The following is a 23,096-nucleotide window of genomic DNA, read 5'->3' on the forward strand; positions in this document are numbered from 1 at the left end:
CGGGGCCACCACGCCCCGGGCCCGACCCGGGACCCGACGGTCCCGGGTCTTTCGGGTTCCACGACCCGGAACACACCTCCGCACGGGCGCCGCACACGGCTTTCCATACGAAAGGGCGCCCGTTCCCCAGCGGAAACGGGCGCCCTCACACTTCGGACGGACAAACCGGCCCGGGCACTACTGCGCCCCGGGACGCACCAGCCCGCTCTCGTACGCGTACACCGCCGCCTGCACACGGTCGCGCAGCCCCAGCTTCGTCAGCACATGCCCCACATGCGTCTTGACCGTGGTCTCGCTGACGAACAGATCGGCCGCGATCTCCGCGTTCGACAGACCACGCGCCACCAGCTTCAGCACCTCGACCTCACGGTCGGTCAACGTGTGCAACGTGTCCGGAACCGGCTCGTCCCCCGACGGCAGATGACCCGCGTACTTGTCCAGCAGCCGACGCGTGATGCTCGGCGCGAGCATCGCCTCACCCGCCGCGACCACCCGGATCGCCTGCACCAGCTCATTGGCCGGCGCGTCCTTGAGCAGGAAACCGCTGGCACCCGCCCGAAGCGCCTCCACCACGTACTCGTCGAGGTCGAACGTCGTCAGCACCAGAACCTTCGCCGGACCGTCCCGGCCCGGACCCGTGATCTGCCGCGTCGCCTCCACACCGTCCATCCGCGGCATACGGATGTCCATCAGAACCACATCGGGCTGCAGAGCACGCACCTGATCGAGTGCCTGGAGACCGTCACCGGCCTCGCCGACGACCGCGAGGTCCGGCTCCGCTTCCAGAATCATCCGGAAGCCGGTGCGCAGCAGCGGCTGGTCGTCGACCAGTAGGACGCGGATGGCCACGTAAGTCTCCTTCGCTAGTCCGGCCCCATTCTGCCCTGCTCCACGACACCCGACCCGGGCGCCCTGACCGGGAGCGGATATGCCGGGGGAGTACCACCGAATTCCGGACACACCGCCTGGTGATCACACCAACCGCAGAGCTTCGTGGGACGCGGCCGCCACTCGCCCGTCTCCGTCGCCTCCCGGATCGCGTCCCACAGCGCCAGCAGCTTGCGCTCGACCCGCTCCAGATCCCCGATCTCCGGGTCGTACGTCAGCACGTCACCGCTGCCCAGATAGACGAGCTGAAGACGGCGCGGAACCACCTGCTTCAACCGCCACACCACCAGCGCGTAGAACTTCATCTGGAACAGGGCGCCCTCGGCGTACTGCGGCCGCGGCGCCTTCCCCGTCTTGTAGTCCACGATCCGGACCTCGCCCGACGGAGCGACATCGACCCGGTCGATGATCCCGCGCAGCGTCAGCCCGGAATCCAGCCGCGCCTCGACGAACAGCTCCCGCTCCGCAGGCTCCAGCCGCGTCGGATCCTCCAGCGTGAACCAGCGCTCCACCAGCCGCTCCGCCTCCGACAGCCAGCGGGCCAGCCGCTCGCCCTCCGGATCGTCCGCGAACAGCTCCACGACCTCGGGCTTCGTCTCCCGCAGCCGGTCCCACTGCGCGGGGATCAACGACTTGGCACGCGGAGCCGTCCGGTCGGCGGCCGGAGCGTCGAACAGCCGCTCCAGGACCGCGTGCACCAAGGTCCCCCTCGTCGCCGCCTCACTCGGCTTCTCCGGCAGCTTGTCGATCACCCGGAACCGGTACAGCAACGGACACTGCATGAAGTCACTGGCACGCGAGGGCGACAGCGAGGCCGGAGCGCGCGCGACCGCGGGAGCCGGACCGTCGGCGACGGCTCCGCCGGCCACGGCCGCTTCTTCGGGCACGGCGCCCTCGGTGCTGGTTTCCATGACAACAGACCATACGGCCCGCCACTGACAGTGAACCGGTCCCGGCGGGCACCGCGGCACGGAAAACTGAAGGGGTGCCGGGGCGGAACGCACCGCGACGGCCGCATACCATCGACCCCAGACCCTTCCGCTCCGCACGACCCGGGGGCGGGGGACGCTTCGAACGAGGGGACATCGTGGACGAGAGCGGCGGGAGCGGGCAGCCGCGGTCCGGCACCGACGAGGCGACCGAGCACCACGCGAGGCCGTCGGCCTCCAGCGGTCCCTCCTCGGACGCGCGCCCCGGACCGGCAGGGCCCGGGACCACCGGGCCGAAGCCCACGGCCCCCGGACACGACTCCACCGAGCGCACCGACGCCACCACCCCCCACGGCGAGCACCCCGAGCCCGCCGACACCTCCGGGGGCCCTGAGCCCACCGGGACCCCCGGGCCCACCGAACCTTTTGAGCCCACCGAGGCCTCCGAGCCCACGGACCCCTCCGGGTCCTCCGGGACCACCGGAGCCTTCGAGCCCTCGGAGTCCTCCGAGCCCACGGAGCGCTCTCGGCCCCTCGAGCCCGCGGAATCCTCAGGGTCCTCCGCCGGGCCGTCCGGACCCTTCGACGCCTCCCAGCCGTCCGACGGCCGGGACCAGGACCAACGCGACCCCGCCGGCGCCCGCCGCACCCCCGCCCGCACCGGCACCACCAAAGGACGCCCCCCACGCCGCCCCAAGGATCCCGGCGGCGGACTCCTCATGGGCCGCCCCTTCGGCGTGCCCGTCTACGTCGCACCGAGCTGGTTCCTCGTCGCCGCCCTGATCACCTGGGTCTTCGGAGGCCAGCTCGACCGCGTCCTGCCCGACCTCGGCGCCGCCCGCTACCTCGTCTCCCTCTTCTTCGCCGTCGCCTTCTACGCCTCCGTCCTCGTCCACGAACTCGCCCACACCGTCGCCGCCCTCCGCTTCAAACTCCCCGTCCGCCGCATCCAGCTCCAGTTCTTCGGCGGCGTCTCCGAGATCGAGAAGGAAGCCGAGACCCCCGGCCGCGAATTCGTCCTCGCCTTCGTCGGTCCCCTCCTCTCCCTCGTCCTGTCCGGCCTCTTCTACCTCGCCATGCTCCCCGTCGAACCCGGCACCGTCCCCGGCGTCCTCCTCGCCGGCCTGATGATCTCCAACCTCATCGTGGCCGCCTTCAACCTGCTCCCCGGCCTCCCCCTCGACGGCGGCCGCATGCTCCGAGCCGTCGTCTGGAAGATCACCGGCAGAGCCATGAGCGGCACCGTCGCCGCGGCCTGGGTCGGCCGCGCCCTCGCCGTCTCCGTTCTCATCGGACTGCCCCTCCTCACCCAGTCCGAGACCCTGGGCAACGCCCCCGAGAACGCCGGCAGCATGGACACCATCACCGACGCCCTCCTCGCCGCCATCCTCGCGGCGATCATCTGGACCGGCGCCGGCAACAGCCTCCGCATGGCCCGCCTGCGCGAACACCTCCCCGAGCTGCGCGCCCGCTCCCTCACCCGCCGCGCCGTGCCCGTCGAGACCACCACCCCCCTCTCCGAAGCACTCCGCCGCGCCAACGACGCCGGCGCCCGCGCCCTCGTCGTCGTCGACGCCGACGGCGAACCGCTCTCCCTGGTCCGCGAGGCCGCCATCGTCGGCGTCCCCGAGCACCGACGCCCCTGGGTCGCCGTCAGCGGCCTCGCCCAGGACCTCACCGACGGCATGCGGGTCTCCGCCGAGCTCGCGGGCGAGGAGCTCCTCGACGTCCTGCGCGCCAGCCCCGCCACCGAATACCTGGTGGTCGAGGACTCCGGCGAGATCTACGGCGTCCTGTCCGCCGCGGACGTGGAGCGCGCCTTCGTCAAGGCCATGGCCCGGCCCTCCTGACGGTGGTCGGCGGCCCTGTCCCGGACCGGTAGGCTGTTCACATGTCCGAACCGACCGGTGCCGCCCGCAGGCGCGGGCCCTTCAAGGTCGGGGACCAGGTTCAGCTGACCGACCCCAAGGGCCGCCACTACACGTTCACGCTCGAGGCCGGGAAGAATTTCCACACCCACAAGGGTTCCTTCCCCCACGACGAGCTGATCGGTGCTCCCGAGGGCAGCGTCGTCCGCACCACGGGGAACGTCGCCTATCTCGCGCTGCGCCCCCTGCTCCCCGACTACGTCCTGTCCATGCCCCGCGGCGCCGCCGTGGTCTACCCCAAGGACGCGGGGCAGATCCTGGCCTTCGCAGACATCTTCCCCGGCGCCCGCGTCGTGGAGGCGGGAGTCGGCTCCGGCTCGCTCAGCAGCTTCCTGCTGCGCGCCATCGGCGACCAGGGCATGCTGCACTCCTACGAGCGCCGCGAGGACTTCGCCGAGATCGCCCAGCAGAACGTGGAGCGCTACTTCGGCGGACCCCACCCCGCCTGGCAGCTCACCGTCGGTGACCTCCAGGACAACCTGAGCGACACCGACGTCGACCGGGTCATCCTCGACATGCTCGCCCCCTGGGAATGCCTGGAGGCCGTCTCCAAGGCACTCGTCCCCGGCGGCATCCTCTGCTGCTACGTGGCGACCACCACCCAGCTCGCGCGGACCGTCGAGTCGATCCGCGAGATCGGCTGCTTCAACGAGCCGACGGCCTGGGAATCGATGATCCGCAACTGGCACATCGAGGGCCTGGCCGTCCGCCCGGACCACCGGATGATCGGCCACACCGGCTTCCTGCTCACCGCCCGCCGCCTCGCGGACGGCGTCGAGCCGCCCATGCGCCGCCGCCGCCCCTCCAAGGGCGCGTACGGCGAGGACTACTCCGGTCCGAACGCCGACGGCGGCGCCGGTCGCTGACGTACCCAACGCACCACACCTGTGGCCGAGTTCCCGGAACCCTTCGGGAACTCGGCCACAGTGCTGTTCCGTTGACGCACCACCAGAAACCCTTGTCCGAAACGCGGAACACCCCCGAGCCCCGAGGGCACACGCCGGTGACTCGGCCCGAGCTGCCCGGAGCGGGTGCTTCCGGCCGCTCCGGCAGAGGCCCCCCGGGTTCGCCGGGCCGCCCAGCGGCGGGACTCCGGCCGAGGGTGCATCGACCCGCTGCCGCTCCGCGCGGGGGTGTGCGGTGGGGTTTCCGCAGGCCCGGCCGACGGTGTGCCATAGGGATTCCGGAGGCCCGCCCGGGGCTCCGCCGTGGGACTTCCGTAGGCCCGGCCGGGACTGTGCCGGGGCTGTGCGGCGGCCCTGCCGGAAACCGTGCCGGAACTCTTCACGAGTCCGGACCCCGCCGTTCCACCAGGCTGTGACGTGTGGCACCATGCGGGACACCCACCCCACCGGCACAGCCCTCGCGGGAGACACCCCTAGTGCAGCAATCCGTTGTCCCGGAACTGGCACATACGCAGGCCAGCCCCATCCAGTGGGTCGCCACGGCCACCGCCATCGCCGGTGTCGTGGCCCTGTCCTCCCTCGTCCAGCCGGATCCGGCGAGGGCGGCCCAGCCCGGCGCCGACCCCAAACCGGCGGCGGCCCCCGCGACCGCCCCCGACCCCACCGGCGTCGACTTCCCGATCGTCTGCGGCCCCGTCAAGGCCCTCGTCGAGAAGAAGGCCTCAGGAGACCTGGACGGCGACGGCCGCCCGGAGACCGTCGCCGTCGTCCGCTGCGACGCCGGCTCCGGCACCCCGCCCAGCGGCGTCTACGTCCTCACCCAGGCCGAGGGAGCCAAGGAACCCAGGGTCGTCGCGACCCTGATCGATCCCAAGGACCGTCTCAGCGTCACGGACTTCGCGGTGCGCGACGGAGCCGTCACCGCCACGCTCCTCGGCTACTCCTCGGCCGACGTACCGAGTTGCTGCCCGGACCTGAGAGAGAACGCCAAGTGGCAGTGGAAGAACGGCGCGTTCATCCGTTCCACACCGTCCGAAGCGCGCGGCGCCTGAGCGCGCCCCCGGCGCGAGACCCGAACAAAAGACGACACCCTCCGCGGCGCGGAGGGTGCGAGGAACGGCCACATGGCGACGCGGGGTGCCCGCGAGGTCACTCCGCGTCAGGACCGAAGACTTCGACCTTGTCCGAAACGCGACGGACGTGGATGCAGTCGCCCGGACACTCCTTCGCCGAGTCCACCACATCGCGCAGAAGCGGCAGGGGCACGGGCGTTGTGGCCCCCACGGCCTGCAGGAGCTCGTCCTCGTCGCTCTTCACATAGGCCAGGCCGTCGATGTCCAGCTCAAAGACCTCGGGCGCGTACTGGACACAGATCCCGTCGCCGGTACAGAGATCCTGGTCGATCCAGACCTCAAGCGCCTCGCCGTCGACTGCGGCCTCCTGCTGCACGGTCATTTCTCCTGCCGTTTTCTGCGTCGAGCGAACCGAAGACTGGGGAATCGGGCCAGCTCTGACGGGTGTTGAACACTTCGACCCTACCTCCGCCCGCTTCCCAATCATGTTCGGTGGGTATTCCCCTGGCGTGAGGGAGAGCGCAAGGGTGAAGATCGGACACACCCCGACAGTCTTTGTGATCTAGGGGTTTCAATCGACACCCACCCAGGTAGGGTCTGGAAGCGTCCAGCTCCCCTTGGAGGAGGTGAGGACCGTGGCAGCCCACGACGACGACATGAACCGCGGCATCCGCCCGGGACGAGGGTCCGATGACCCCGCCGGGCAGATTGCCTACCTTGAGCAGGAGATCGCCGTCCTGCGACGCAAGCTCGCCGACTCTCCGCGACACACGAGGATTCTCGAAGAGCGGATCGTCGAGTTGCAGACCAACCTGGCAGGCGTGTCCGCACAGAACGAAAGACTGGCGAACACACTCCGTGAGGCCCGCGACCAGATCGTGGCCCTCAAGGAGGAGGTCGACCGGCTCGCGCAGCCGCCGGCCGGCTTCGGTGTCTTCCTCACGGCGAACGAGGACGGCACGGCCGACATCTTCACCGGGGGCCGCAAGCTCCGGGTGAACGTCAGCCCCAGCGTCGAGCTCGACGAGCTCAGGCGCGGCCAGGAAGTGATGCTCAACGAAGCCCTCAACGTGGTCGAGGCCATGGAATACGAGAGCGTCGGCGACATCGTCACCCTCAAGGAGATCCTGGAGGACGGCGAGCGCGCCCTCGTCCAGGGGCACACAGACGAGGAACGGGTGGTACGGCTCGCCGAACCACTCCTGGACGTCAACATCCGCCCCGGAGACGCCCTGCTCCTCGAACCCCGTTCCGGCTATGTCTACGAAATCGTTCCCAAGAGCGAGGTCGAGGAACTCGTCCTCGAAGAGGTCCCGGACATCGGCTACGAGCAGATCGGCGGTCTGGGCGGCCAGATCGAGATGATCCGCGACGCGGTCGAGCTCCCCTACCTCTACCCCGACCTCTTCAAGGAACACGAACTGCGGCCCCCGAAGGGAGTCCTGCTCTACGGACCCCCCGGATGCGGAAAGACGCTCATCGCCAAGGCCGTGGCCAACTCACTGGCCAAGAAGGTCGCCGAAGTGACCGGCCAGGCCACCGGCAAGAGCTTCTTCCTCAACATCAAGGGCCCCGAGCTCCTGAACAAGTACGTCGGCGAGACCGAGCGGCAGATCCGCCTCGTCTTCCAGCGTGCCCGGGAGAAGGCCAGCGAGGGCACCCCCGTCATCGTCTTCTTCGACGAGATGGAGTCCCTCTTCCGCACCCGCGGATCCGGCGTCAGCTCGGACGTGGAGAACACCATCGTCCCGCAGCTCCTCGCCGAGATCGACGGTGTTGAAGGTCTGCAGAACGTGGTCGTCATCGGCGCCTCCAACCGCGAGGACATGATCGACCCCGCCATCCTGCGGCCCGGCCGGCTCGACGTGAAGATCAAGATCGAACGCCCGGACGCCGAAGCGGCCAAGGACATCTTCCAGAAGTACCTCACCGAACGCCTCCCCCTGCACTCCGAAGACGTCGGAGAGCACGGCGGCGACAGGGCGGCAACCGTCCACGGCATGATCCAGACAGCCGTGGAGCAGATGTACGCCGAGTCCGAGGAGAACCGCTTCCTGGAGGTCACCTACGCCAACGGTGACAAGGAAGTCCTCTACTTCAAGGACTTCAATTCCGGCGCCATGATCGAGAACATCGTGGGCCGCGCCAAGAAGATGGCCATCAAGGACTTCCTGGAACACAGCCAGAAGGGCCTCCGGGTCTCCCACCTCCTCCAGGCATGCGTGGACGAGTTCAAGGAGAACGAGGACCTCCCGAACACCACCAACCCCGACGACTGGGCCCGCATCTCCGGAAAGAAGGGCGAACGGATCGTCTATATCCGTACGCTCATCACCGGAAAGCAGGGCGCGGACACCGGACGCTCCATCGACACGGTGGCCAACACCGGTCAGTACCTGTAAAAGACAGGGCGGCTGCGGGTGCCCTCCACGGGGCATCCGCAGCCGCCTGCTTTTCCGGTCACGGCAGTAACACAGCAATGACGCAAATGATCTCCCCACCAGCGCAGTGGCGTTCTAGGCTCTTTCGTACCGCCGAGTCGCGCAGTGCGGGGACGGGCACCGCACACGCACCGGAGCACCAGCGGTACTTGAGCAGCGCCCCCGACCGAGGGCGCCGCCGGGCAAGGAGGGCCGCATGACCGTACGGCGAGTAATGGGCATCGAGACGGAGTACGGGATCTCCGTCCCCGGTCACCCCAACGCCAATGCCATGCTCACCTCGTCCCAGATCGTCAACGCCTACGCGGCGGCGATGCACCGGGCGCGCCGCGCCCGCTGGGACTTCGAGGAGGAGAACCCGCTGCGGGACGCGCGAGGCTTCGACCTCGCCCGGGAGGCCGCCGACTCCAGCCAGCTCACCGACGAGGACATCGGCCTGGCCAATGTCATCCTCACCAACGGTGCACGGCTGTACGTCGACCACGCACACCCGGAATACAGCTCCCCCGAAGTCACCAACCCGCGGGACGCGGTCCTGTGGGACAAGGCCGGCGAGCGCATCATGGCCGAGGCCGCGGAACGCGCCGCCCAGCTCCCCGGCGCCCAGCCGATCCACCTCTACAAGAACAACACCGACAACAAGGGCGCCTCCTACGGCACGCACGAGAACTACCTGATGAAGCGGGAGACCCCCTTCTCGGACATCGTGCGCCACCTCACGCCGTTCTTCGTCTCACGCCAGGTCGTCACCGGAGCGGGCCGCGTCGGCATCGGCCAGGACGGGCACGAGCACGGCTTCCAGCTCAGCCAGCGCGCCGACTACTTCGAGGTCGAGGTCGGCCTCGAGACCACCCTCAAGCGCCCCATCATCAACACCCGCGACGAACCACACGCCGACGCCGAGAAGTACCGCCGGCTGCACGTGATCATCGGGGACGCCAACCTCTCCGAGATCTCGACCTACCTCAAGCTCGGCACGACGGCCCTCGTCCTCTCCATGATCGAGGACGGCTTCATCGCCGTCGACCTGGCCGTGGACCAGCCCGTACGCACCCTCCACCAGGTCTCCCACGACCCCACCCTCAAGCGACTGGTCACGCTCCGCAGCGGCCGCACACTCACCGCGGTGCAACTGCAGATGGAGTACTTCGAGCTCTCCCGCAAGTACGTGGAGGAGCGCTTCGGGGCGGACGCCGACGAACAGACCAAGGACGTCCTCCTGCGCTGGGAGGACACCCTGAACCGCCTGGAGAACGACCCGATGAGCCTCTCCGGAGAGCTCGACTGGGTCGCCAAGCGGGAACTCATGGAGGGCTACCGGCGCCGTGACGGCCTCGACTGGGACGCCGCCCGGCTGCACCTGGTCGACCTCCAGTACGCCGACGTACGGGCCGAGAAGGGCCTCTACAACCGTCTCGCGGCCCGCGGCAAGATCAAGCGACTGCTGGACGAGAACGAGGTCGAGCGAGCCCGTACGACGCCGCCCGAGGACACCCGCGCCTATTTCCGCGGGCGCTGTCTGGAGCAGTACGCGGACGACGTGGCCGCGGCCTCCTGGGACTCGGTGATCTTCGACCTGCCCGGCCGGGACTCGCTCCAGCGCGTCCCAACCCTGGAGCCGCTTCGCGGAACGCGTAATCACGTCAAGGAGCTCCTGGACCGCTGCCGCACGGCGGAGGACCTGGTCAGGGTCCTTTCGGGCAACTGAGCTTCCGCCCGGACGGCACGCGCCGGACAGGGTGGAATACCCGGCGTTACGGGAATCATCGAGGTGGTCCCCGTACGTTGTGGCAACTGCGGGGCCGATGTCGGACCCTGCTTGTAGGGTCTGATCAAGAACGTCGAACCGAGCGGGGTGAGGGTTATGGCGACCAAGGACACCGGCGGCGGACAGCAGAAGGCGACGCGTTCCACCGAGGAGGTCGAGGAACAGTCGCAGGACGCGCAGACGACCGACGACCTCAAGGAACGCCAGGAAAAGCTGAGCGACGATGTCGACTCGGTTCTTGACGAAATTGACGATGTACTCGAAGAGAACGCCGAGGATTTCGTGAGGTCCTTCGTTCAGAAGGGTGGGCAGTAAGCCACTTTTTCCATCGAATCGCAGGTTCGAGTCGAGCGTGACTGAAGAAGTGGAAGCGCGAAGCTGCTCGCGGTGCAAGCAGGCCAAACCGCGGGCGGCCTTCGCGAGCAACAGGTCGATGCCCGACGGTCTCCAGGTGTACTGCCGGGAATGCTCCGCGGAGTACTACAGGCAACGCCAGGAGGCCAAGGGCAGGGCGGTGCGGGTCAAGGTGCCCGTACCGCCCGGTCACAAGCACTGTCCGCAGTACCGGGTCGTGAAGCGGCACTCCGCATGGGAGCGCAACAAGTCCTCCTCGGACGGTTGGGCAAGTCATTGCCGTGAATGCCGTGCGGAGCGGAACCGAGTCAGCTATTACCAGCGCAAGTACGGCCTCACTCCAGCCGAGTTGGACGCGATGGTCGCGGAGCAGCAGGGAATCTGCTGTATCTGCCTAAACGCCCCTGCCGAACATGTGGATCACTGCCACCAGACGGGTAGGGTCCGAGGCGTACTGTGCTTCAGCTGCAATGCCGCACTGGGGCAGTTCAAGGATCGGCCCGACGTCATGAGACGGGCTGCGACATACCTGGAAGGAAACGCGTGGAAGCCAACACTCGTAGCACCGGGCGTCTACCGGCTGCCTTCCTGACGCCCGGGTCGTCGTCCTTCATGGACTTCCTGTCCGAGCACCAGCCGGAGATGCTCCCGGGCAAGCGGCAACTGCCGCCCGTCCAGGGCGTGATCGAGGCCCCGCACGGCACGACGATCGTCGCCGTCACGTTCCCGGGCGGAGTCGTCCTCGCCGGTGACCGGCGGGCCACGATGGGGAACATCATCGCCCAGCGCGACATCGAGAAGGTGTTCCCGGCCGACGAGTACTCGGCGGTGGGCATCGCCGGCACGGCGGGTCTGGCCGTGGAGATGGTGAAGCTGTTCCAGCTCGAGCTGGAGCACTTCGAGAAGGTGGAGGGCGCGCAGCTCTCCCTGGAGGGCAAGGCGAACCGCCTGTCCACGATGATCCGTTCCAACCTCGGCATGGCCATGCAGGGTCTCGCCGTGGTGCCGCTCTTCGCGGGCTACGACGTGGACCGCGGCAGGGGCCGCATCTTCTCCTACGACGTCACCGGCGGCCGTTCCGAGGAGCACGGCTACGCGGCGACGGGCTCCGGCTCGCTCTTCGCGCGCGGTGCCATGAAGAAGCTCTACGCCAAGGATCTGACGGAGGACCAGGCCACGACGCTGGTCATCCAGGCCCTCTACGACGCGGCCGACGACGACTCGGCGACCGGTGGTCCCGACGTCGCGCGCCGGATCTACCCGATCGTCACCGTGATCACGGAGACCGGCTTCCGCCGGCTCACCGAGGAGGAGTCCTCCGAGATCGCCCGCGTGATCCTGGAGAGGCGGCTCCAGCAGCCCGACGGCCCGCGTGCCGCGCTGTACTGAACGCCCGTCTCTCTTCCAGGTGATCCAGTGACTTCGACAGAAAGGGACGGATAGCCGGTGTCGACGCCGTTCTATGTCTCACCCCAGCAGGCGATGGCCGACCGGGCGGAGTACGCCCGCAAGGGCATCGCCCGTGGCCGCAGCCTGGTCGTGCTGCAGTATGCCGACGGCATCGTGTTCGTCGGCGAGAACCCGTCCCGTGCGCTGCACAAGTTCAGCGAGATCTACGACCGGATCGGCTTCGCGGCCGCCGGTAAGTACAACGAGTACGAGAATCTGCGGATCGGCGGTGTGCGGTATGCCGACCTGCGTGGCTACACGTACGACCGTGACGACGTGACGGCTCGTGGTCTGGCCAATGTGTACGCCCAGACGCTGGGCACGATCTTCTCGTCGGCGGCGGAGAAGCCGTACGAGGTGGAGCTGGTGGTCGCGGAGGTCGGCGAGACGCCGGACGGTGACCAGATCTACCGGCTGCCGCACGACGGTTCGATCGTGGACGAGCACGGTTCGGTGGCCGTCGGTGGCAACGCCGAGCAGATCAGTACCTATCTGGACACGCAGCACCGGGACGGTATGTCCCTGGCGGAGGCGCTGAAGCTGGCTGTCCAGTCGCTGTCCCGGGAGCCGAACGGCGGTGAGCGGGACATTCCGGCCGAGCGGCTGGAGGTCGCGGTGCTGGACCGGACGCGGCCGCAGAAGCGGAAGTTCAGGCGGATCGTCGGTCGTCAGTTGTCCCGGTTGCTGGAGGCCGGGGGCGCGGAGACGGCGACGGAGGCCGAGGACGCCGACGACGAGTGAGGTGGTGACGGGCGCCCGTTGTCGGGTGCGCGTACGCGAGGGGCCGCCCGGTGCAGACCGGTGCGGCCCCTTCCGTGTGTTCCGGGTCCTGACGGTGGGTGGCGGGTCTCAGGCGCCGGGAGGGGCTGTGGAGCCGCGTACGACGAGTTCGACGGGGATGTCTTCCTCCGGGGGTGTGCGGCCGTCCAGGACGGCGAGGAGGGCTTTCATGCCCTGTTCGCCGAATCGTTCGGCGTCGAGGCGGACCGTGGTGAGTTCGGGGTCGAGGGCGCGGGCGAGGGCGAGGTCGTCGAGTCCGGTGATGGAGATGTCGTCGGGGATGCGCAGGCCGAGGCGGCGGGCGGCCTTGTAGGCGCCGGCGGCGAGTTTGTCGTCGTCGCAGATGACGGCGGTGGGGCGGGGTCCCGGTGCGGTGAGGGCGCTGTGGGCGGCGGCGAGCGCGTCTTCGAAGGAGATGGGGGCGGGGGCGACGCGGAGGCTGGTTCCGGGGACTTCGACGAGGCAGGCGGCGAGTTCGCGGGCGCGGACCTCGAAGGTCCAGGAGGGGATGTCGGCGGCGAGGTGCAGGAAGCGGCGGTGGCCGAGGGCCAGGAGGTGGTCGGTGACCTGGCGTACGCCGTCGGCGATGTCGAGGTTGACGGTGGCGGCGCCCTGGCTGCCGGCGGGGTCGCTGTCGAGCATGACGAGGGGGAGCTGGTCGCCGCGGATGGCGGTGAGGGCGTCGGCGGCCATGGAGGAGGCGATGACGCCGTCGAGGGCGGCCTGGGCGGAGCCGAAGGGGTCGCGGGCGGGGCCGATGCCTTCGGGAGAGGGGTAGAGGACCACTCCGAAGCCGTGCTGGGCTGCGACGCGGGCGGCGCCGGTGTAGACGCCGGCGAAGAACTCGGTGGTGAGTGCGGGGACGACGAGGAGGACGGTGCGGGTGCGGCCGAGGCGGAGGTTGCGGGCGGCCAGGTTGGGGCGGTAGCCGAGTTCCTGGGCGGCGTCTCGGACGCGTTCGGCGGTGGCGGGGGAGACGCGGCCGCGCCATTTGTCGCCGAGGACGAGGGAGACGGCTGCCTGGGAGACGCCGGCGGCCTCGGCGACGTCCCGGCTGGTGGGGCGCGTGCTACCTCTTGCCACCGTGGGCCTGCTCCTTCGTCTGGACTCGCGGTCAGCGCACATGGTACGTATGGAGGCAGACGTTATACGTAACACTTGAACGTCGCGCGCTATCGAGAAGGGCATGCCATGGCTGCGGGATACCTGGAGATCCTCAGGGCGAGGCACGCCACCAGGCTGCTGGTGGGGACGCTGGTGGGGCGGTTGCCGAACGCCACCGCGGCCATCGCCGTCGTGCTGTTCGTGCGGGCCGAGGGCGGCACGTACAGCCTGGCGGGCGCGCTCGCGGCCGTGTACGGGGTGGCCAACGCGGTGGGGCAGCCGCTGCTCGGCCGGCTCGTGGATCTGCACGGCCAGCCGCGGGTGCAGTTGCCGGCGGCGGTGGTCTCGGCGCTCGGCATGGGTGTCTTCGCCGTGGCCGGGACGGAGCCGGTGGCGCTCGCGTGCGCCGCGATGGCCGTGGCCGGGCTCTTCACGCCTCCGCTGGAGGGCGGCCTGCGGGCGCTGTGGCCCTCGGTGCTGCGTGAGGAGGAGCAGGTGCACACGGCGTACGCGATGGACGCGGTGGCGCAGGAAGTGATGTTCACCGTCGGACCGTTGCTGGTGACGCTGTGCGTCGCGCTCTGGTCCGCGGAGGCCGCCCTGCTGATCCTCGCTGTCGTCGGTGTCCTGGGGGCCCTCTCCGTGGTCCTCTCGCCGCCTTCGCGCGCGTGGCGTTCGGCTCCGCGCGAGGCGCACTGGCTCGGTGCCCTGCGCTCGCCGGGGCTGCTGGCGCTGCTCGGGGCGTTCCTGTTCATCGGGATGGCGCTGGGTTCGATCACGGTGGCGGCGGTGTCGTACGCGGACGCGCACGGCGGGGACGCGGTGTACGGGTGGCTGATGGCGGGCATCGGTCTCGGCGCGCTGCTTGGTGGTGTGGTCTACGGCGCGCGGCGGTGGGGCGGGGCGCCGGAGCGGCGACTGCGGGTGCTGGTCGCCCTTCTGGCGGTGTGTTACGTCCCGCTGGTGCTGGTGCCGGGTCCGGTCGCGATGACGGCGCTGACGACGCTCGCGGGGGTGTTCCTGGCGCCGAGCATCGCGTGTGCCTTCGTGCTGGTGGACCGGCATGCGCCGACCGGTACGGTCACCGAGGCTTTCTCGTGGCTTGTGACGACGTTCACCGTGGGCGCGTCGGTGGGTACGGGCCTCGCGGGGCCGGTCGTGGAGTGGGGCGGGGCGGCCCGGGGTTTCGCGGTTCCGGGGGTCGCGGGGGCCGCCGCTCTGGTGGTTCTGCTGGCCACGGGCGGGGTCCTCGCAGCTGCCGGGAGGGGCGGGGTTGTTGCGGCTTCATCGGAAAATGATCCAAACCGAGCCGTCGAACCCCGTTTCAGCTCAGGGGATCGGGCGTAATGTTCAGTCATGGACCGCCGCATTTTCGGGCTGGAGAACGAGTACGGCGTCACGTGTACGTTCAGGGGACAGCGTCGGCTGTCTCCCGACGAGGTGGCGCGGTACCTCTTCCGCCGTGTCGTGTCATGGGGCCGCAGCAGCAATGTCTTTCTGCGGAACGGTGCCCGCCTTTATCTCGACGTGGGATCACATCCGGAATACGCGACACCCGAATGTGACAACGTGACGGAGCTCGTCACCCACGACAAGGCCGGCGAGCGCATTCTCGAAGGTCTCCTGGTGGATGCCGAACGGCGCCTGCACGAGGAAGGGATCGCGGGCGACGTCTATCTGTTCAAGAACAACACCGACTCGGCAGGCAACTCCTACGGATGTCACGAGAACTATCTGGTGGCCCGGCACGGGGAGTTCTCGCGCCTCGCGGACATCCTGATCCCGTTCCTCGTCACGAGGCAGTTGCTGTGCGGCGCGGGCAAGGTGCTGCAGACGCCGCGTGGTGCCGTGTACTGCGTCAGCCAGCGGGCCGAGCACATCTGGGAGGGCGTCAGTTCCGCGACGACGCGGTCCCGGCCCATCATCAACACGCGTGACGAGCCGCACGCGGACGCCGAGCGGTACCGCCGGCTGCATGTGATCGTCGGCGACTCGAACATGTCCGAGACGACGATGCTCCTCAAGGTCGGTGCCACGGACCTCGTGCTGCGCATGATCGAGGCGGGCACCGTCATGCGTGACCTGACGCTGGAGAACCCCATTCGGGCGATCCGCGAGGTCAGCCACGACATCACGGGCCGCCGGAAGGTGCGTCTGGCCAGTGGCCGTGAGGCCTCCGCGCTGGAGGTGCAGCGCGAGTACTACGAGAAGGCCGTGGACTTCTGCGAGCGCCGCGGTATCCGTACGGGGACGGTCGAGCAGGTCCTCGAACTGTGGGGCCGTGTCCTCGACTCGATCGAGGCCGAGGACCTCGACAGGATCGGCACCGAGATCGACTGGGTGATGAAGTACCAGCTCATCGAGCGGTACCGGGCCAAACACAACATGACCATGTCGCACCCCCGGGTCGCGCAGATAGACCTCGCCTACCACGACATCCACCGTCGTCGTGGCCTGTACTACCTGCTGGAGAGGAAGGGGCAAGCCGCGCGGATCTGTAACGACTTGAAGATCTTCGAGGGCAAGTCGGTGCCCCCGCAGACCACTCGGGCGCGGCTGCGTGGTGACTTCATCCGTCGGGCGCAGGAGCAGCGGCGGGACTTCACCGTCGACTGGGTGCACCTGAAGCTCAACGATCAGGCGCAGCGCACGGTGTTGTGCAAGGACCCGTTCCGTTCGGTGGACGACCGGGTGGAGAAGCTCATCGCCGGAATGTGAGCCGGGAGTTCCGTGGGTGACGTGGAACGCAACGCGGGGCGCCGTACGTTTTCCGTACGGCGCCCTGCTCACGTCGTAGAGTTGCGCGCACGCCATCCACCAAGATCGACCGATACGAGGCCCCCACCGTGCGCCGACGCTCACTCCTCCTCTCCGTACCCGCTGGACTGGTCACACTCGCCGGATGCGGTGACGACGGCACGTCAGACACGGCGAAGTCCAGCAACAGTCCGTCGCCTTCGGCTTCCTCGGCGGCGTCCGCGCCGCCCCCGCCGAAGATCGTCGACGGTCCGCTGCCGGCGATCACGGCCGGTACGAAGTTCGGTGAGAAGCCGACCGTGGCCAAGGGCACGGGGGAGCCGTCGAAGGATCTGGCGGTCAGGACGGTGATCGCGGGCAACGGGAAGACGGTCGCGGAGAACGACTACATCCAGGCCAATTACCTGGGTCAGATCTGGGCCACGGCGAAGGTCTTCGACAACTCCTACGACCGGGGGACGCCGCTGGTCATCCAGTTGGCGCAGGGCGGGATCATCGACGGCTGGCGTTATGGTCTGGTCGGCAAGAAGACCGGCAGCCGTGTCGAGATGGCGGTGCCGCCGACCTGGGGTTACGGCTCGGAGGGCAACGCGCAGGCGGGTATCAAGGGCACGGACACGCTGGTGTTCGTGGTGGACATCGAGGACACGTTCAACTCGAAGAGCTCCGCCAAGGGCAAGAACGTGCCGCAGGGGGACGCCTCGCTGCCGACGGTCGGCACGAACACGGACGGCTCGGCTCCCAAGATCACGGTGCCGAAGAAGGACGCTCCGACGAAGCTCGTGGCGAACTACGTGATCGAGGGCGACGGCGACGTGGTCAAGGCCGACAGCAGTGTCCTGGTGCAGTACGAGGGTGTGCTGTGGGACAGCGGCAAGGAGTTCGACTCGACGTACAAGCGGGGCCAGCTGACGCAGTTCTCGCTGCAGCAGGTCGTCAAGGGCTGGGCGCAGGGGCTGACCGGCAAGAAGGTGGGCAGCCGTGTCCTCATCGTGATTCCGCCGGCTCTGGGCTACGGCGACAACCCGCCGGCCGGCAGCGGAATCAAGAAGGACTCCGTTCTCGTCTTCTCGGTCGACATCCTGGCGAAGTTCTGACCCCTCCGGGGATGTAAGACTGTCCGTGTTGTCCTTACGTACACAAAGCAGGAGCAAAGACGTGAGCATCGAGAAGCCCGAGATCGATTTCCCCGAGGGCCAGCCGCCGGCGGACCTTGAGATCAAGGACATCTGGGAGGGCGACGGCCCCGAGGCCAAGTCGGGCCAGAACGTCACGGTGCACTACGTGGGTGTGGCGTTCAGCACGGGTGAGGAGTTCGACGCGAGCTGGAACCGGAACTCCCCGTTCCGCTTCCCGCTCGGCGGCGGCCGTGTCATCAAGGGCTGGGACCGGGGCGTGCAGGGCATGAAGGTCGGCGGTCGTCGCCAGCTCACCATCCCCGCGCACCTTGCCTACGGCGACCAGAGCCCGACCCCGGCGATCAAGCCGGGCGAGACGCTGATCTTCGTGGTCGACCTGATCGCGGTCTGATCACGGCGGACCGGATCCGATCCGGATCGGATCATCTGGGGCCCATGCCCGTCCGGGCATGGGCCCTCGGCTTTTGCCGCGCCACGGTGGAGCGGTACGGTCATCGGTCGGAAGCACCATAGGAAGGGCGTCGATGGCCATTGCCAAGGCCGAGCGGCTGATGAACCTCGCACTGTGTCTGCTCGGGACGCGGCGGCCGCTCAGCAAGCGGGAGCTCCGCGAGTCCATCGAGGCCTATCTGGAGGCCGGTTCGGACGACTCCTTCAACCGGATGTTCGAGCGGGACAAGGACGATCTGCGCGAACTCGGCCTGGTCATCGAGACGGTGGAGAACCTCGACGGCGACGTCGGCTACCTCGCCCGCCGCGACAGCAACCGCCTGCCGCCGATCACCCTCGACGCCGAGGAGGCCGCCGCCCTCGGTCTGGCCGCCAAGGTCTGGCAGCAGGCCCGGCTCGCCGGAGCCGCGAGCGGGGCGCTCCAGAAGCTGCGCGCCGCGGGTCTGCCCGAGGACGTGGACCCGTACGGATCCCACGGCGCCCTCGAACCGCACATCCCCGTCCACGAGGCCGCCTTCGAGCCGCTGATGCTGGCCTGCCGCGACCGCCGCCCGGTCGTCTTCGACTACCGCAAGGCCAACGCCGCGCAGCCCGGGACCCGGCACGTCGAGCCCTGGGCCCTGGAGTGCTGGCGCGGCCACTGGTATCTCGCGGGCTGGGACCGCGACCGCGGCGCCGAACGCGTCTTCAGGCTCTCCCGGATCACCGGCAAGGTCCGCGCCCGTGCGGGCCGCTACACCGCCGAGGTCCCCGACGTGGTGACCGTCCGCGAGACGGTGTCCGGCTGGGCAGGGGAGATCACCGACCGCTCCGCGCTGATCCGGCTGCGTTCCGGCGCGGGCTACCCGCTGCGCGCCAAGGCCGTCTCGGTACGGGAACTGGGCGACGGCTGGGACGAGTTGGAGATTCCGTACGGGCACGGTCTGGACGCCTGGCTCGTGGAGTTCGGGCCGGACGTGGTGGTCGTGGAGCCCGCCGAACTGCGGGCCGATGTGGTCGACCGGCTGCGCGCCGTGGCCAAGGGCTGAGGGGAAAGTAAGAAAGTGGCAGGAAAACCGGCCAGGCCCACGAACGCGATCGACCAGACCCGGCGGATGCTGTCCCTGGTGACGTATCTGCGCGAGCGCCCCGGTGCCCGCGTCAGTGATGTGGCCCGTGCCTTCGGGATCACCGAGGACGAGCTGATCTCCGATCTCGACGTGCTGCCGCTGTGCGGGACGAGTTTTCGCGGCGGGGATCTGCTCGACATCGACACGGACGGCGACCGGATCTGGTGGCACAACCCGGACGACGTCGCCGAGCCGCTGCGGATCGCCGCCGACGAGGCGACCGCGCTGCTGGTGGCCGCCCGCGCGGTGTCCACCCTGCCCGGTCTGCGCGAGGGCGACCGGCAGGCGCTGCTGCGGGCCACCGCCAAGGTGGAGGCCGCTTCGGGCGAGGCGGCCTGTGCCAGTTCCCGGCTGTCGGTGACCTTCGAGTCCGAGGGTGGTGTCTTCGCCGACGTGGACCGGGCGATCTCCGAACGGCGCCGGCTGTGGATCCGCTACTACTCGCCCTCGCGGGACGAGCTCAGTGAACGCGAGATCGACCCGATCCGCCTGGTCAGCGTCGGTCACACCTATGTGGAGGCCTGGTGCCGCCGCTCCGAGGCGCGCCGTACCTTCCGGCTGGACCGGGTCGCCGAGATCCGCATCCTGGACGAGCCGTCCGCGCCGCCCGAGATCGAGCTGCGGGACCTGTCCGAGGGTCTCGTCCAGCCCGCGGCGGAGGATCCCGAGGTCGTCGTCGAGGTGGGTCCCGGCGGGCGCTGGGTCGCCGAGTACTACCCGCACGACAGCGCGGATGAGCTGCCGGACGGCGGGCTGCGTATCACCTTGCGGACTCCCGACCCCGCCTCGCTGCGGCGGCTGGCCCTGCGTCTCGGCGGTGACGGCCGGATCGTCTCGCCGCAGGGTCTCGCGGACAGCGCGCGGAGCGCGGCCCGCGAGGCGCTCGCCGCCTACGACGGGCCCGGCGGGCCCGGAGCCCAGGACAGTCCGTACGAGGGGCGGGAGCAGGGGCTTTGAGGACGTCGGGGTCTGGTGCGCAGGGAAGGCCGGGTGGCCCGGAGAAGCCGGGTTCCGTGCGGCGGGCGGGCGTGACGGGGCGCGCCGGGTCGGCCGCGGGCGGTCCCGGGCGTGCCGGGTCCGTCCCGGGCGTGGCGGAGATCTCGGTGGGGACGGCCTTCGCCGGGATGCGCCGGGTCGTCGAGGTCATGTTCAAGGCCGCCTGCCCCGACTGCCGGGCCGGTTTCGAGCTCACGCCCGGTGCCCTGCGCCTGGCCATCGGCGCCAGCAGCCGTACGACGTTCTACTCGTTCACCTGCCCCGCGTGCGGGGCGGCCGTCCGCAAGCCCGCGGGGGAGCGCATCGTGGAACTGCTCACCGGGGGCGGGGTCCGCACGCTGCGGCTGCACTCCACCCTCTAGGGTCGTCGTCATGTTGTGGCCGATGTTTGCGATCGCCGCGGGTTTCCTGGGAATCACGGTTCTCGGGGTCCTCGCCGTCCGTGTCTTCCTGGAAACGGAGCGTCTGGGCCGCCAGGTGGCCGATTCCGCGCGCCGTATCAGCACCGCCTCCGAGGACCTGGAGAAGGCCGCGGCGGGGGCGGCGCGCTCCATGGATACGGTATGAGTCGTTCCATGGATGCGTAATGCGTCACGCTGGCCTGTCGACTTGGTGCGGGGGCCAGGTACGCTCATGGGCGCGGCCCGGAGAATGAGGCGCGGGCCGCGAACTGGGAGTACGCACAGGGATTGCCCCGCGTTCACCCCTGAGCGTTACGATCGCTGACATCACGATGATCGGACACATGTCCGATCGATCGGCCAGCACCCCGACCATGCAGCCTCGGTGAGAAGGTAAAGACTTATGTTCGGAAGGCTCGGAGCTCCCGAGATCATTCTCATCCTCGTCGTCATCATCCTGCTGTTCGGCGCGAAGAAGCTTCCGGACATGGCGCGCTCCCTCGGCAAGTCCGCCCGGATCCTCAAGAGCGAGGCGAAGGCGATGAAGGAAGAGGGCAGCGGCCCGGCCGCTCCGGCCGGTCAGCCCGCCGGTGACGAGCAGCCCCCCGCGCAGCGCACCATCCAGGCGGCCCCCGGCGACGTGACCAGCTCGCGCCCGGTCAACGAGCCGACGGACACGACCCAGCGCTGACGCAGGGCCGGTGACATCCGGCCCGCCGCATGAGATGAGGATGTGGGTTGCTCACGTCTGCCCGCAACACGGAGAAGGACCCCGAGGGGCGCATGCCCCTCGCGGACCATCTTCGCGAGCTTCGCAACCGGCTCGCGAAGGCGGTGCTGGCCATCGTCCTCGTGACGGTCGTCGCGGCCTTCTACTACAACGACATCATCAACTTCTTCACCAAGCCGGTCCTTGACTCCGTCGGGTGCCCGGAGACGTTCGCCGAACTGGCGAAGCAGCCCAAGAACCATCAGTGCGCGCAGATCACCATCAACGGTCTGCTCGCCCCGTTCACCCTGGCGCTGAAGGTCTCCCTGATGGCGGGCGTCGTGCTCGCCTCGCCGGTCTGGCTCTACCAGCTCTGGGCGTTCGTCGCCCCGGGTCTGCACAGGAGCGAGAAGAAGTACGCGTACGCGTTCGTCGGCACCGGCGTCCCGCTGTTCCTCGGTGGCGCGTTCTTCGCCTACAAGGTGCTTCCCACCACGGCGAAGGTCCTGATGGAGTTCACGCCGGACGGCGTGAACAACCTTCTGCCGCTGGACGACCTGCTCGACCTGGTCACGCGCATGGTGGTCGTGTTCGGTCTCTCCTTCGAGCTGCCCCTGCTGCTGGTGATGCTCAACCTCACGGGCATCCTCACCGGCACGCGCATGCTCGGCTGGTGGCGCGGCATGATCATCGGCATCACGGTCTTCGCCGCCGTCGCCACTCCCAGCACCGACCCGCTGACGATGCTCGCGCTCGCCGGGCCGATCTGGATCCTGTACTTCGGCGCGGTTCTCTTCTCCCTGCTCAACGACCGGCGCAAGCGCCGGCGCGACGAGTCCGGGCCCGCCGACGACGAGGCGTCCGACCTCGACCTCACCCCTGAGGACATCGGCGACGTCGAGAACGTGTCGGCCCGCCGGACCCTTCCGGAGCAGGCCACCACGGACCGGGTCAACGGTTATGACGACGTGACCTGACGGAGCCCGTGACCTCGTAGGGTCACCCTGTGACCAGCGAGATCACCCTCATAGTCAACCCCACCGCGGGCCGCGGCCGGGGCGCCCGAGCGGCGCTGCCGGCCGCTTCCGTTCTGCGTGCCGCGGGATTCTCCGTCGAGACCGTCCAGGGCGAGGACCCGGCCGACGCCCTGGCGCGGGCGCGCGAGGCGGTCGCCGGCGGCACCGGCGCCCTCGTCGCGGTCGGCGGGGACGGCATGGCGAACCTGGCGCTCCAGGCCGTCGCCGGAACCCGCACCCCCTTCGGGCTGGTCGCCGCCGGCACCGGCAACGACTTCGCGCGGGCCCTCGGCCTGCCCGTGGGCGACCCGGCGGCCGCGGGACGCATGATCGCCGAGGCGCTGAAGGGCGAGAGACTGCGCGAGGTCGACCTGGGCCGGGTGAACGGCACCTGGTTCGGCACCGTCCTCGCCTCCGGGTTCGACTCCCGGGTCAACGACCGCGGGAACCGGATGCGCCTGCCCGTCGGCCGCTTCAAGTACGACGTCGCGATGGTCGCCGAACTGGCCGCGTTCCGGCCCGTCCCGTACCGCATCACGCTCGACGGCGGCGAGACCCTGGAGACCGAGGCGACGCTGGTGGCCGTCGGCAACGGACCGTCGTACGGCGGCGGCATGAGGATCTGCCCCGGCGCGAGCCTCGGCGACGGACTGTTCGACATCACGGTGGTCGGGGACTGCTCCCGCTCGACCCTGCTCAAGATCTTCCCCCGCGTCTACCGGGGCACCCACGTCGGACATCCCGTGGTGAGCGTGCTGCGGGCGGCCAAGGTGGAACTCCTCGCCGAGGGCGTCACCGGCTACGCGGACGGAGAGCCGCTGGGCCCGCTGCCGCTCACGGCGGAGTGCGTACGGGCCGCGGTGCGCGTCGCACTTCCCTGAGCTGCGGGGATCCGGGGTT

General features: G+C 69.3%; 24 protein-coding genes. 20 read left to right on the top strand and 4 right to left on the bottom strand.

Going from position 1 to position 23,096, the window contains the following annotated elements; translation table 11 throughout:
• Positions 1-177: 177 nt before the first annotated feature.
• Both ACWEBX_RS01575 and ACWEBX_RS01580 read right to left on the bottom strand, forming a co-directional pair.
• Entirely contained in the window at positions 178-849 is a 672-nt protein-coding gene (locus tag ACWEBX_RS01575) for a response regulator (protein ID WP_037628456.1), read from the bottom strand.
• Positions 850-863: 14 nt separating this feature from the next.
• Positions 864-1,799: a RecB family exonuclease gene (locus ACWEBX_RS01580; RefSeq protein ID WP_451882893.1), complete on the bottom strand. Its 936-nt coding sequence runs from the start codon at positions 1,797-1,799 to the stop codon at positions 864-866.
• Between the two features lie 176 nt (positions 1,800-1,975).
• Here ACWEBX_RS01580 and ACWEBX_RS01585 point away from each other — a divergent pair, with 176 nt between their 5' ends.
• The 3 genes from ACWEBX_RS01585 (at position 1,976) to ACWEBX_RS01595 (ending at position 5,702) form a co-directional block, all read left to right on the top strand.
• Positions 1,976-3,667, top strand: coding sequence for a site-2 protease family protein (locus tag ACWEBX_RS01585; RefSeq protein ID WP_451882894.1), 1,692 nt, complete (start codon positions 1,976-1,978; stop codon positions 3,665-3,667).
• 41 nt (positions 3,668-3,708) lie between these two features.
• Positions 3,709-4,611, top strand: coding sequence for a tRNA (adenine-N1)-methyltransferase (locus tag ACWEBX_RS01590; RefSeq protein WP_451882895.1), 903 nt, complete (start codon positions 3,709-3,711; stop codon positions 4,609-4,611).
• A 515-nt stretch (positions 4,612-5,126) separates the two neighbouring features.
• Positions 5,127-5,702, top strand: coding sequence for a hypothetical protein (locus ACWEBX_RS01595; RefSeq protein ID WP_382789200.1), 576 nt, complete (start codon positions 5,127-5,129; stop codon positions 5,700-5,702).
• 97 nt (positions 5,703-5,799) lie between these two features.
• Here the strand turns inward: ACWEBX_RS01595 and ACWEBX_RS01600 are convergent, their stop codons facing one another.
• Positions 5,800-6,105 carry a ferredoxin gene (locus ACWEBX_RS01600; RefSeq protein ID WP_451882896.1) on the bottom strand — a complete coding sequence of 102 codons (306 nt, stop codon included), beginning with the start codon at positions 6,103-6,105 and terminating at the stop codon, positions 5,800-5,802.
• A gap of 253 nt (positions 6,106-6,358) precedes the next feature.
• Between ACWEBX_RS01600 and arc the strand changes: the two genes are divergently transcribed.
• From arc to prcA, 6 genes are all read left to right on the top strand, one after another.
• Entirely contained in the window at positions 6,359-8,125 is a 1,767-nt protein-coding gene (gene arc, locus ACWEBX_RS01605; RefSeq protein WP_339128326.1) for a proteasome ATPase, read from the top strand.
• Between the two features lie 235 nt (positions 8,126-8,360).
• Positions 8,361-9,872: a depupylase/deamidase Dop gene (gene dop, locus ACWEBX_RS01610; RefSeq protein WP_451882897.1), complete on the top strand. Its 1,512-nt coding sequence runs from the start codon at positions 8,361-8,363 to the stop codon at positions 9,870-9,872.
• Between the two features lie 156 nt (positions 9,873-10,028).
• Positions 10,029-10,247, top strand: a complete 219-nt coding sequence (locus ACWEBX_RS01615; protein WP_451882898.1) for a ubiquitin-like protein Pup — start codon at positions 10,029-10,031, stop codon at positions 10,245-10,247.
• Positions 10,248-10,644: 397 nt separating this feature from the next.
• On the top strand, positions 10,645-10,878 hold the full coding sequence (locus ACWEBX_RS01620) for an endonuclease VII domain-containing protein (protein ID WP_451883000.1): 234 nt from the start codon (positions 10,645-10,647) through the stop codon (positions 10,876-10,878).
• Positions 10,830-11,675, top strand: a complete 846-nt coding sequence (gene prcB, locus ACWEBX_RS01625; RefSeq protein ID WP_451882899.1) for a proteasome subunit beta — start codon at positions 10,830-10,832, stop codon at positions 11,673-11,675. The genes ACWEBX_RS01620 and prcB overlap by 49 nt, the downstream gene beginning before the upstream one ends.
• A 57-nt stretch (positions 11,676-11,732) precedes the next feature.
• Positions 11,733-12,476, top strand: a complete 744-nt coding sequence (gene prcA, locus ACWEBX_RS01630) for a proteasome subunit alpha (protein ID WP_451882900.1) — start codon at positions 11,733-11,735, stop codon at positions 12,474-12,476.
• A gap of 108 nt (positions 12,477-12,584) precedes the next feature.
• On the opposite strand, the gene ACWEBX_RS01635 is transcribed toward prcA, so the two are convergent.
• The gene (locus ACWEBX_RS01635; RefSeq protein WP_451882901.1) at positions 12,585-13,598 is read right to left on the bottom strand and encodes a LacI family DNA-binding transcriptional regulator; all 1,014 of its coding nucleotides are present in this window, start codon (positions 13,596-13,598) and stop codon (positions 12,585-12,587) included.
• Between the two features lie 108 nt (positions 13,599-13,706).
• Between ACWEBX_RS01635 and ACWEBX_RS01640 the strand changes: the two genes are divergently transcribed.
• From ACWEBX_RS01640 to ACWEBX_RS01690, 11 genes are all read left to right on the top strand, one after another.
• A complete protein-coding gene (locus tag ACWEBX_RS01640; protein WP_451882902.1) occupies positions 13,707-14,966 on the top strand; it encodes an MFS transporter in 1,260 nt (419 codons plus the stop codon).
• Positions 14,967-14,975: 9 nt separating this feature from the next.
• Positions 14,976-16,337 (top strand): Pup--protein ligase, encoded by a 1,362-nt coding sequence (gene pafA, locus ACWEBX_RS01645; RefSeq protein WP_019066118.1) that lies wholly within the window; start codon positions 14,976-14,978, stop codon positions 16,335-16,337.
• Positions 16,338-16,465: 128 nt separating this feature from the next.
• Positions 16,466-17,473 (top strand): FKBP-type peptidyl-prolyl cis-trans isomerase, encoded by a 1,008-nt coding sequence (locus ACWEBX_RS01650; protein WP_451882903.1) that lies wholly within the window; start codon positions 16,466-16,468, stop codon positions 17,471-17,473.
• Positions 17,474-17,534: 61 nt separating this feature from the next.
• The gene (locus tag ACWEBX_RS01655; protein ID WP_362406699.1) at positions 17,535-17,906 is read left to right on the top strand and encodes an FKBP-type peptidyl-prolyl cis-trans isomerase; all 372 of its coding nucleotides are present in this window, start codon (positions 17,535-17,537) and stop codon (positions 17,904-17,906) included.
• Between the two features lie 133 nt (positions 17,907-18,039).
• On the top strand, positions 18,040-18,993 hold the full coding sequence (locus ACWEBX_RS01660) for a helix-turn-helix transcriptional regulator (protein WP_451882904.1): 954 nt from the start codon (positions 18,040-18,042) through the stop codon (positions 18,991-18,993).
• 15 nt (positions 18,994-19,008) lie between these two features.
• The gene (locus ACWEBX_RS01665) at positions 19,009-20,031 is read left to right on the top strand and encodes a helix-turn-helix transcriptional regulator (protein WP_451882905.1); all 1,023 of its coding nucleotides are present in this window, start codon (positions 19,009-19,011) and stop codon (positions 20,029-20,031) included.
• Positions 20,032-20,198: 167 nt separating this feature from the next.
• Complete coding sequence (locus tag ACWEBX_RS01670) at positions 20,199-20,432, top strand: hypothetical protein (protein ID WP_451883001.1); 234 nt, start codon at positions 20,199-20,201, stop codon at positions 20,430-20,432.
• A 10-nt stretch (positions 20,433-20,442) separates the two neighbouring features.
• Positions 20,443-20,637 (top strand): hypothetical protein, encoded by a 195-nt coding sequence (locus tag ACWEBX_RS01675; RefSeq protein ID WP_451882906.1) that lies wholly within the window; start codon positions 20,443-20,445, stop codon positions 20,635-20,637.
• 237 nt (positions 20,638-20,874) lie between these two features.
• Entirely contained in the window at positions 20,875-21,162 is a 288-nt protein-coding gene (gene tatA / locus ACWEBX_RS01680) for a Sec-independent protein translocase subunit TatA (protein WP_451882907.1), read from the top strand.
• Between the two features lie 47 nt (positions 21,163-21,209).
• A complete protein-coding gene (gene tatC, locus ACWEBX_RS01685; RefSeq protein ID WP_451882908.1) occupies positions 21,210-22,157 on the top strand; it encodes a twin-arginine translocase subunit TatC in 948 nt (315 codons plus the stop codon).
• Positions 22,158-22,186: 29 nt separating this feature from the next.
• Positions 22,187-23,077, top strand: coding sequence for a diacylglycerol kinase (locus ACWEBX_RS01690; protein WP_451882909.1), 891 nt, complete (start codon positions 22,187-22,189; stop codon positions 23,075-23,077).
• Positions 23,078-23,096: the final 19 nt, after the last annotated feature.

The organism is Streptomyces sp. NPDC005070 (genome assembly GCF_053600395.1).